This window comes from Acetobacter okinawensis JCM 25146 (genome assembly GCF_000613865.1).
Taxonomy (GTDB): domain Bacteria; phylum Pseudomonadota; class Alphaproteobacteria; order Acetobacterales; family Acetobacteraceae; genus Acetobacter; species Acetobacter okinawensis.
The window spans coordinates 23,250-33,630 of record NZ_BAJU01000029.1 but is presented as its reverse complement, the minus strand read 5'-3'; the positions used below and the strand labels follow the sequence as shown (position 1 = coordinate 33,630).

The 10,381-nt window shown below is 59.5% G+C and carries 4 protein-coding genes and 4 pseudogenes; 3 read left to right on the top strand and 5 right to left on the bottom strand.

All coding sequences use genetic code 11. The features are described from left to right. The coding region (locus JCM25146_RS11375; RefSeq protein ID WP_025828042.1) for a squalene/phytoene synthase family protein at positions 1 to 590 on the bottom strand (590 nt) is incomplete at its 3' end. A gap of 242 nt (positions 591 to 832) precedes the next feature. Here JCM25146_RS11375 and JCM25146_RS19045 point away from each other — a divergent pair. From JCM25146_RS19045 to JCM25146_RS11360, 3 genes and pseudogenes are all read left to right on the top strand, one after another. Beyond that, positions 833 to 1,440, top strand: a pseudogene (locus JCM25146_RS19045) (superoxide dismutase). A gap of 238 nt (positions 1,441 to 1,678) precedes the next feature. Next, positions 1,679 to 4,291 (top strand): annotated as a pseudogene (gene clpB / locus JCM25146_RS19040) (ATP-dependent chaperone ClpB). 90 nt (positions 4,292 to 4,381) lie between these two features. After that, positions 4,382 to 5,014 (top strand): NUDIX hydrolase, encoded by a 633-nt coding sequence (locus tag JCM25146_RS11360; protein ID WP_025828040.1) that lies wholly within the window; start codon positions 4,382 to 4,384, stop codon positions 5,012 to 5,014. 66 nt (positions 5,015 to 5,080) lie between these two features. Here JCM25146_RS11360 and hflX read toward each other — a convergent pair. The 4 genes and pseudogenes from hflX to JCM25146_RS24610 all read right to left on the bottom strand — a co-directional run bounded on the left by hflX (position 5,081) and on the right by JCM25146_RS24610 (position 10,381). Beyond that, positions 5,081 to 6,399: pseudogene (hflX, locus tag JCM25146_RS19035) on the bottom strand (GTPase HflX). Next, positions 6,380 to 6,664, bottom strand: coding sequence for an RNA chaperone Hfq (gene hfq, locus JCM25146_RS11350; protein ID WP_025828038.1), 285 nt, complete (start codon positions 6,662 to 6,664; stop codon positions 6,380 to 6,382). The pseudogene hflX and the gene hfq overlap by 20 nt, the downstream one beginning before the upstream one ends. Positions 6,665 to 6,743: 79 nt before the next feature. Then, the gene (gene ntrX / locus JCM25146_RS11345) at positions 6,744 to 8,135 is read right to left on the bottom strand and encodes a nitrogen assimilation response regulator NtrX (RefSeq protein WP_025828036.1); all 1,392 of its coding nucleotides are present in this window, start codon (positions 8,133 to 8,135) and stop codon (positions 6,744 to 6,746) included. Beyond that, positions 8,125 to 10,381 (bottom strand): annotated as a pseudogene (locus JCM25146_RS24610) (ATP-binding protein). Before JCM25146_RS24610 ends, ntrX begins: the two are co-directional and overlap by 11 nt.

Genomic DNA, 10,381 nt, shown 5'->3' with positions numbered 1-10,381 from the left:
AGCCATGCTGCCCCATGCTGCCTGAGCGCCTCCCCCCCCTGTGGGCAGACAAAGCGGCCTGACTGCTGGAGCACTGGCCAGTGCCGCAGCATGGCGCCCGCACCATAGGCCATGCCGCATGCCTCCAGCCTGAGCAGGGTTGCTGCGTCTTCCACCCCCAGTAGCTCGCCCACTGCGCATTGCAGCGCACCGGCTCCATCGCGCATCATGCTCTGCCATGCAGCGGGGTCACGCGGGCCACTCAGCTCGCTCTCGCAAGAGTGAACAAGGCGGAGTAGCGTATCCTGCCGGACCTGCCCGCATGCCACCATATCCAGCAAAAAAGGTGCCAGAACATGCTCTGGCGGGCGTGTCTGCTCCAGCACCTCGCGCCACCATTGCAGGCGGATCAGCCCGGCCATTGGCCCGGCAACCGCAGCCGAGCGGGCCGGGGCCAGCGCGCGAATCAGCTCATTATGGAACGCCAGCAGCACCAGCCCCCCGCTCTGGGCGGAAGCAGGCAGAAAACGCATACAGAGCAGCCTGTCCACGTCCCCTTCCGCCAGCAGCACCAATGCCTGCATATCACTGGGGGAGAGCGCAATGTTCATGGCTGTATCCTGTTGCTCTTACCGGGTGCATGTTGCAAATTCATGCCGTTTCATGCGTAATGCACATATAGCTTTCCTTACGGACTGCCGCGCCACCCCACCCCCACCAGCAGGGCAAGTTTCCGTGAGCAAGGGAAAGAGACAGCGGCCCAAACCGTTGCCTTTGTGCCATATGGCGCACCCATAGCTCTGGACAGGCGCGTTTTTTTAACACGCCCTGCTTTATATGACGGAGTTATGTCATGGCTTTTGAACTGCCAACCCTCCCCTACGCACCCAATGCTCTGGCCGCCCGTGGCATGTGCCAGGAAACACTCGAGTTCCACCACGGCAAGCACCACCTACCTACGTCAACACCCTGAACACGCTGCTTGAAGGCAAGCCTGAGCTTGCTGGCAAGTCCCTTGAAGAGATCATTCTGGCCGCGCACGGCAAGGCTGATCTGACCGGCCTGTTCAACAACGCTGGTCAGCATTGGAACCACTCGTTCTTCTGGAACAGCCTGTCCACCTCCGGTGGTGCCATGCCCGAAAAACTGGGCGCAAAAATTACCGCCGACTTCGGCAGCATCGACACCTTCAAGGACGAATTCCGCAAGGCCGCCATCTCCCAGTTCGGGTCTGGCTGGGCATGGCTCGTTCTGGGCAAGGATGGCAAGCTGGCCATTACCAAAACCCCCAACGGCACCAACCCGCTGGCCGAAGGTCAGGGCACGGCCCTGCTGACCGCCGACGTGTGGGAACACTCCTACTATCTGGACTTCCGCAACCGTCGTCCTGACTACATCACCAACTTCCTCGACAAGCTGGCAAACTACGAATTTGCAGAAGCCCAGCTGAACGCGGCCTGAGTGTAAAGCCCGGCCAACACGGCCCGGCGCGGACAAAGGCGAAGCTCCCTTGCGCTTCGCCTTTTTTCATATCCGCCATTCCGCACAGTGTGCGGCTTATGCACACACACCCCTTGACTGTGCTCCGGGGCCTTCCAATCTTAGAACTGTCAACACGACAGACCCTGCCCTCCGTTGCCGCAAAGCGGGACGGGGCTCGGCCTTCAGTCGCCTACCATAAAGGGACAAGAGGGATATTATGGATATTACAAAATTTACCGAACGCTCACGCGGTTTTCTGCAGGCAGCACAGACCATTGCCCTGCGTGACTTCAACCAGCAGCTTACCCCCGAACACCTGCTTAAAGCCCTGCTTGATGATGAGGAAGGTGCCGCATCGGCCCTGATCCGCGCAGCCGGTGGCAACCCCGATGGCGTGCGCGCCGCAAACGAGCAGGCTTTGGCCAAACTGCCCAAAGTGCAGGGCGGCGGCGCTGGCCAGCCCGCGGCAACCCCCGATCTGGTGCGTGCTCTGGATTCCGCTGAGCAGATCGCACAAAAAGCGGGGGACAGCTTTGTTGCTCAGGACCGCCTGCTGGCAGCCTTGGCCGCAACCGACAGCCCGGCTGGTCAGGCGCTCAAAAACAATGGCGCCACCCCGGACGCGCTGGACAAGGCCATTACCACCATCCGCAAAGGGCGCACTGTGACCAGTGAAAACGCTGAGGCCAATTTGATGCGCTCAAAAATACGCACGGGATGTGACCGAGGTCGCCCAACAGGGCAAGCTCGACCCGGTCATTGGCCGGGATGAGGAGATCCGCCGCGCCATTCAGGTTCTGGCACGGCGCAGCAAGAACAACCCCGTGCTTATTGGCGAACCCGGTGTGGGCAAAACCGCCATTGTGGAAGGGCTGGCCCAGCGTATTGTCAATGGTGACGTGCCTGAAGCGCTCAAGAACAAAAAGCTCCTCTCGCTCGACATGGGTGCACTGGTGCTGGCGCCAAATACCGTGGTGAGTTTGAAGAACGCCTAAAAGCCGTGCTCAAGGAAATTGAGACCGCCGAAGGTCAGGTGATCCTGTTTATTGATGAAATGCACACGCTGGTTGGCGCAGGTCGAACCGACGGTGCAATGGATGCCTCCAACCTGATCAAACCCGAACTGGCCCGTGGCACGCTGCACTGCATTGGTGCGACCACGCTGGATGAATACCGCAAGTATATTGAAAAAGATGCGGCTCTCGCCCGGCGCTTCCAGCCCGTTTATGTGGGTGAGCCCTCGGTGCCCGACACAATTTCCATCCTGCGCGGGATCAAGGAAAAATACGAACTCCATCATGGTGTACGCATCACCGATGGTGCACTTGTAGCCGCTGCCACCCTGTCCAACCGCTACATTACCGACCGCTTCCTGCCCGATAAGGCCATTGACCTGATTGACGAGGCCGCAAGCCGGCTGCGCATGCAGATCGACAGCAAGCCCGAAGAGCTGGACGAACTGGACCGCCGCATTATCCAGCTCAAGATCGAGCGTGAAGCCCTGCGCAAGGAAGATGACACCGCAAGCAAGGACAGGCTGGAATCTGTTGAGGTTGAACTGGCTGATCTGGAGGAAAAATCCAACACGCTCAGCGCAACATGGCATGCGGAAAAAGACCGTGTGCATGCCGTGCAGAAGTTGCAGGAGCAGCTTGATCAGGCCCGCTCCGATGTGGAGGTGGCCCAGCGTAAAGGCGACCTGCAACGCGCATCCGAGTTGATGTACGGTGTGATCCCCAACCTGCAAAGCCAGATTGCCGCGGCCCAGCAGACGGAAGAAAAAGAAGCCAAAAATGCCAGCCTCGTCTCCGAAGCGGTGACGGATCAGGGCATTGCCTCCGTTGTCTCCCGCTGGACGGGTGTGCCGGTGGACCGGATGCTGGAGGGTGAACGCGCCAAGCTCCTGCGCATGGAGGACGAACTGCGCAAGTCGGTTGTGGGGCAGGAGCCTGCCCTGCGTGCCGTGGCCAATGCCGTGCGCCGTGCCCGCGCAGGTTTGCAGGACCCCAACCGCCCGATTGGGTCGTTCCTGTTCCTTGGCCCAACGGGCGTTGGCAAAACGGAGCTGACCAAGGCTCTGGCCCGCTTCCTGTTTGATGATGACAAAGCCCTGCTGCGGATTGACATGAGCGAGTTCATGGAAAAACACGCCGTGGCACGTCTGATTGGCGCGCCTCCAGGGTATGTGGGATATGAAGAAGGGGGCGTGCTGACCGAAGCCGTGCGCCGCCGCCCCTATCAGGTCATTTTGTTTGACGAGGTGGAAAAAGCGCATGAGGATGTGTTCAACATCCTGTTGCAGGTCCTTGATGATGGTCGCCTGACCGATGGGCAGGGCCGCACGGTGGACTTCCGCAACACGCTTATCATCCTGACCAGCAACCTTGGTTCGGAATATCTGGCAAACCAGCCCGATGGCGACACCCCGGCCATGGTGCAGGCACAGGTTATGAAAGTGGTGCGTGAACACTTCCGCCCCGAATTCCTGAACCGGCTGGATGAGGTAATCCTCTTCTCCCGTCTTCAGCGGGTGGACATGGCGCGGATTGTGGAAATTCAGGTCAGCCGGCTGCAAAAGCTGCTTGAAGACCGCAAAATTGCCCTGCACCTTGATACACTGGCCGAAACATGGCTGGCAAACGAGGGCTATGACCCGGTTTACGGCGCACGTCCGCTTAAAAGGGTTATCCAGCGCAGCCTGCAAAACCCGCTGGCAGGGCAATTGCTTGAAGGGGCAATCCATGACGGGGAGACGGTCAACATCTCCGCCAATGGCGATGGCCTGCTGATTAACGGGCACGCAGCGGCAGAACCCGAACCCGCCTACTGAACCGGGCTTAACGCCTGACATAACACCACGCGAAAAACGGGAGGGCACGCGCCTTCCCGTTTTTTATTTTGAGAGAGGGGAACAAAAACCATGTCCGAGCCTGAATGGCTTGTCTGGGCCAGAGAGATACAGGCCATTGCCCAGACCGGGCTGACCTTTACCAAAGACCCGTTTGACCGTGAACGCTACACCATGCTGCGCACTCTGGCCGCCAAAGCCATGGCGTTGGGCAGTGGCACGCCTGTGCAGCAGATTGAAAACCTGTTTGCCCAGCAGGCCGGGTACGCCACCCCCAAGCTGGAAGTGCGCACCGGGGTGTTTGATGCAGATAACCGCCTGCTCATGGTGCGCGAAGTGCTGGACCAGAACCGCTGGACCGTACCCGGCGGCTGGGCGGATGTGAACCTCACCGCCTCGGAATCCGCAGCCAAGGAGGTCTGGGAGGAAACGGGTTATACAGTAAGGATTACCCGCCTTGCCATGGCGCTGGACCGCGCAAGGCAGGGGCATGAGCCACCTGAGGCTTTTTCCATCACCAAGCTGTTTTTTCTGGGAGAACTCACCGGTGGCGCACCTGCCACCAGCATTGAAACCAGCGAAGTGCGCTTTTTTGCACGCAATGAAATTCCGCACGACCTCTCAACCGGGCGTATATCGCGCGCCCAGATTGACCGGCTGTTCGCACACCATGCTGACCTGAGCCTGATAACAGAATTTGACTGACACAAAAAAGGTGCGGAGCGCATAACGCGCCCGCACCCCGTTTTGCACCCCCTGCTCCGGCCCCTTTTAGGCCAGTTGGGGAATAATATGGCGGAACTGCCGTTCAAAACGGGCACGGTCTTCGGCCAGAAGGCGCACGGTAATATCCGTCTCCTCCTCCCGGTCATGGCGGTCCGTCACCTCACCATGCTGGTACAACCATGCCAGAGCGGCCCCTTCGGCCAGAGGCATGGCGTAGCGCACCATTTCCATCCCCGCTGTAATACGCTGGTCAATACGGGCCAGAAGCCGGTCCAGCCCATCCCCCGTAATGGCGGAAATGGCTACCGTTTCATCCCCCTGCAAGGCTGCTGCCTGCTCACCTAGCAGGTCCACCTTGTTCAGCACCTCAATCACACGGGTCGGCCAGTCCTGCTCCAGCATGTTATCCTTGGCCATGCTTTGCAGCACACCCAGCACGTCCCTCTTCTGGGTCGCGCTGTCTGGGTGGGCTATGTCACGCACGTGCAGAATAATGTCCGCCTCGGCGACCTCCTCCAGCGTTGCGCGGAAGGCGGCAATCAGTTCCGTTGGCAGATCGCTGATAAACCCCACCGTGTCAGACAGAATAACCTGCCGCCCCGATGGCAGCGCAATAGCACGCATGGTCGGGTCCAGCGTTGCAAACAGTTGATCCTGCGCATAGACCGTCGCCCCCGTAAGGGCATTAAACAGGGTGGATTTGCCTGCGTTAGTGTAGCCAACCAGCGCCACAACGGGGAATGGCACACGCTTGCGGGCCTGCCGGTGCAGCCCACGGGTGCGGCGCACCTGCTCCAAGTCCTTTTTAAGGCGCACAATGCGCTCGCCAATCATACGCCGGTCAGCTTCGATCTGGGTTTCACCCGGACCGCCCAGAAAGCCGAAACCACCCCGCTGGCGCTCAAGATGGGTCCACAGGCGGACAAGGCGCGAGCGCTGGTATTCCAGATGGGCGAGCTCGACCTGCAACGTCCCTTCCCGCGTGGCGGCACGAGCGCCAAAAATATCCAGAATAAGACCCGTACGGTCAATAACCTTGCACCCGAACTCTGTTTCCAGATTACGCTGCTGGGCGGGGGTCAGTTTGGTATCAACCACCAGCACGTCAATATTGTCGGCCTTGATGGCAATGCGCAGGGAATCGATCTGCCCTTTGCCCAGCAATGTGGCCGAGCGGCGCATCCGCAGGAGAAGCACGGCTTTGCGAACAATAACCAGACCAATGGAGCCGTCAGACCCACGGCTTCTTCCAGCCGTGCCTCGGCCGCCCTTACGTCCTGCCCGTGGGCTGAGCGCTCCCACGGCAGAATAACGGCAGCACGCGTTGCAACCGTTTGTTTTTTCTCAGTAAAACTCGTCGCCAAGAGATGGTTCCTTGTCCGCCTTTGCGCCCGCTCCGGTGGGTTCTGCTATATCTACGGGAATGCTGGGCATAACAGTGCTTATGGCATGTTTGTAAATAAGCTGGGTTTGCTCATCACGCCGCAGGAGTACGACCTGATCATCAAACCACGTAATAAATCCCTGAAGTTTGACACCGTTGACCAAAAATACGGTCACTGCCGCCCGGGAACGACGAATCTGGCCTAAAAATGCATCCTGCACATTGTGTGCACTCTCTTTTTCCACTGTGTGCGACCCTATTCCATTTTCTTTTTTTCTTGGGAGCCAGACGTAACGCCCTGCATGCCCCGCAACAACTCACTGATCAGCCAGTGTTCCGCTCGTCCGATGTTACACCAAGCTGCTTGAGTTTGCGATGCAAAGCGCTCCGCTCCATGCCTACAAACAACGCAGTGCGGCTTATGTTCCCTCCAAAACGTAACAATTGCGCCTGAAGGTACTGGGTTTCAAACAGGTCACGCGCCTCTCGCAGGGGCAGGCTCATCACATCGGTCGAGGCATCAAACTTCAGCAGCCCCGGCGCGTTCTCCCCGATGGTGGAAGGCAGCATATCCGCGCGGATCAGGTCCTGGCTGCTGCCGGGCTGCATAATCAGCACCCGTTCCATCAGGTTGCGCAGTTCGCGCACATTGCCCGGCCAGTCATACGCCTGCAAAACGGCAACCGCATCGGGCGAAAGATCGCGCGAGGGCAGGCCCGCCATTTCCGCTGCACGGTGCAAAAAGAGCGTGGCCAGACCGGGAATATCATCCCGCCGTTCCTTGAGTGCGGGCATACGCAGGGGAACAACCGCCAGACGGTAGTACAGATCCTCGCGGAAGCGCCCACCCACAATTTCGGCCTGAAGGTCACGGTTGGTGGTCGCCAGTACGCGTACATCCACCTTAACCCGCGCCCCACCGCCAAGGCGTTCGAATGTCTGGTCCTGCAAGGCGCGTACGATCTTGCCCTGTGTTTCCAGCGGCATGTCGGCCACTTCATCCAGCAGCAGGGTGCCACCGTGGGCACGCTCGAGCACACCGGTACGGCGGCCCACGCCATCCACCCCGCCCTCAAGCCCGAACAGTTCCTCCTCAAAACGGCCCGGTGCCAGTGTTGCGCAGTTCAGTGCGACAAACGGCCCGTCGGGCCGGCGGGAGCGGGCATGGATCATGCGCGCAGCCACCTCCTTGCCAGACCCCGGCCCGCCACTAATGAGCACGCGCGAGCCGGTGGGGGCCACTTTTTCAATCTGGTTGCGAATGGCCACAATCTGCGCGCTATTGCCATACAGCTCGGCATCATGCCCGGCCCGCAGGCGCAGTTCCTCATTTTCACGCGCAAGGCGGGAGGCTTCGAGCGCACGCCGGACAATGACCAGAAGCCGATCTGCCTGAAAAGGCTTTTCTATAAAGTCATAAGCCCCGTGCTGGAGTGCCGCTACTGCGGTCTCAATCGTGCCATGGCCCGAGATCATGACCACGGGGACGGAGGCTTCCTCCGCCTTCATGGTTTGCAGGATTTCCAGCCCATCCATGTCCGAGCCCTGCAACCACACGTCCAGAATGACCAGCGATGGCCTGCGTACCCTGAACGCCGCCAACGCGGCCTCGGAACTGGAAGCCACGCGGGCCTCATATCCCTCATCACACAGAATGCCTTCAATCAGCATCCGGATATCGGGTTCGTCATCAACGATCAGGATTTCATGCGCCATGGTCGTCTTTCACCGGCAAAACCAGAGTAGCCACCGTTCCTCTCTCTCCTGCCCTGTCTTCCAGACGCACGGTTCCACCATGGTCTTCCATGATTTTTTTCACAATAGCCAATCCCAGTCCCGTTCCCTTGGCCTTATGCGTTACATAGGGTTCCGTCAGGCGATTCCGGTCGTCTTTTGGAAGGCCCACCCCATTGTCAGCAACGACAATAGCAATGTTTTCCGCCTCCTGCGCAATACGCACCCATACTTCCCCGCAGATCCGCCCCCCTGCTCGGGGGAGGCAGCCTGCCGGGGAACCATGGCAATAGCATCCGCCGCGTTTTGCAGCAGATTGATCAAGGCCTGACTGATAAGCCGACGGTCACACCGGACCATTGGCCCATGATCGGGCAAATCAAGGTGGTATGTAATCTCATGATGGGCATTACGTTGCAGGATGAGCACCTCCTGCGCAATACGGGAAAGGTTCTCATCCTTCATAATTGGCTGGGGCATGCGGGCAAAAGCCGAAAATTCGTCCACCATGCGCCCGATATCGCCGACCTGACGCACGATTGTGTCCGCACATTGGGCGAATGTATCGGGGTCGGAGGTGATCTCCTTGAGAAAACGGCGTTTGAGCCGCTCCGCCGCAAGCTGGATGGGGGTCAGCGGATTCTTGATCTCATGCGCGATGCGGCGGGCCACATCCGCCCATGCGGCCTTGCGCTGGGCCTGTTGCAGGGCGGTAATGTCATCAAACGTCATGACATACCCTTCGGTTACGGTGCCGCGCAGCTCCGCGCCCACACGCACCAGCAGGGTGCGCTGGCTGCTGGCCGGACCAATCTGAATTTCCCGCGTAAAAACGGCCTCTGGCGCACGGGTCACCTCCTCCAGCAGAGCAGCAAACTCTGGTACACGGGTCGCCAGTGGTTCGCCCGTGGCGTCTGCCAGATTGGTCTGGAGCAGCACGCTGGCCGCACGGTTTGGCAGTTCAATCCGCTGCTCCACATCCAGCCCGATTACCCCGGCGGACACGCCAGACAGAACAGCCTCCGTAAAGCGCCTGCGCTCATTGATCTGACCATAAGCGGCCATAAGCTCCGAACGCTGGCTATCCAGTTCCTCCGTCATGCGGTTAAAGGCGCGTGACAGGCCCGCCACCTCATCATCCCGGTCGGTTTCGGGCACATGCACGCGCAGGTCCCCCTCACTCACCCTGCGCGCGGCCATGCTCAGCAGGCCAAGCGGACGGGCAATCTGGGTTGCCAGCGCAAAGCCGATCAGGGCGGCAACAGCCAGCACCAGCAGCGCGACCAGCACAAAGATCATGACAAAGGTAAGCTGTATCTTGGCCTTGTTGCTGTTGAGGTGCTTGTAATCCGCCACCACGTTTTCCGTCCGGTGCATGTGCTCCAGAATGGACGGGTCCACCAGCCGGGTAATCACCAGCATCAGGGTTGGTGTTTGCGACAACTCCACAACCGCGCGCACCGTGCGCTCATCGGGGGAGTCGAGAATAGCCACGTCGTTCGAGCGCGCCATAAGTGTTGCCGCGGGTGGGGGGAGGTCCTGCAAATAGCCCGTGCGGCTCATCAACCCGCCTGCGGCTACAACGCGGTTGGTAATGGGGTCATACACAAGTGCTTCTGTCAGCCCGCGTATGGTGGCCTGACTGTCCAGCATCTGGGACAGGGCATCGTGTCCTGCAGCAGTTCCATCCCGCTGGCGGCCAGTTCGTTCTGTGCGCTCATGATGTAGTTGGACATCGAGAACGCATCCGTACGGATATTGGCGTTATGCTCCTGCAAATACCCGCGAGAGGCCTGTAGCGCCTCATTCAGGGCGGTGTTCACCCTGTCGGAAAACCATATCTGGATTCCGTAATGGAAGAACAGGGTAGCAAACACGCCAACCACAACAGTCGGTGCCACTGCCACAATGCCAAACAGGGTTACAAGGCGCACATGCAGGCGCGTACCTGCCAGTCCCTTGCGATATTCCACCAGCATAGGCCAGCCACGCACCCCCATGGCCAGGAGCAGAAGCAGCAGAACCAGCCCGTTAATGCCCAGCACCAGCGGCTCGACCACGGCATAATGCCCGAACGACATGCCACCGGAAAGCACCACAAAGGTTGCAAACACCAGACACAGCGCCAGAGCAACAAGAGTTACGGCAACACTCCTGCGCTCAAGGGCACGCAGGAGCCAGTGCAGCCGTGCACGTGAGAAAAGATGCCTGAAGGGGAGCCGGGGCAT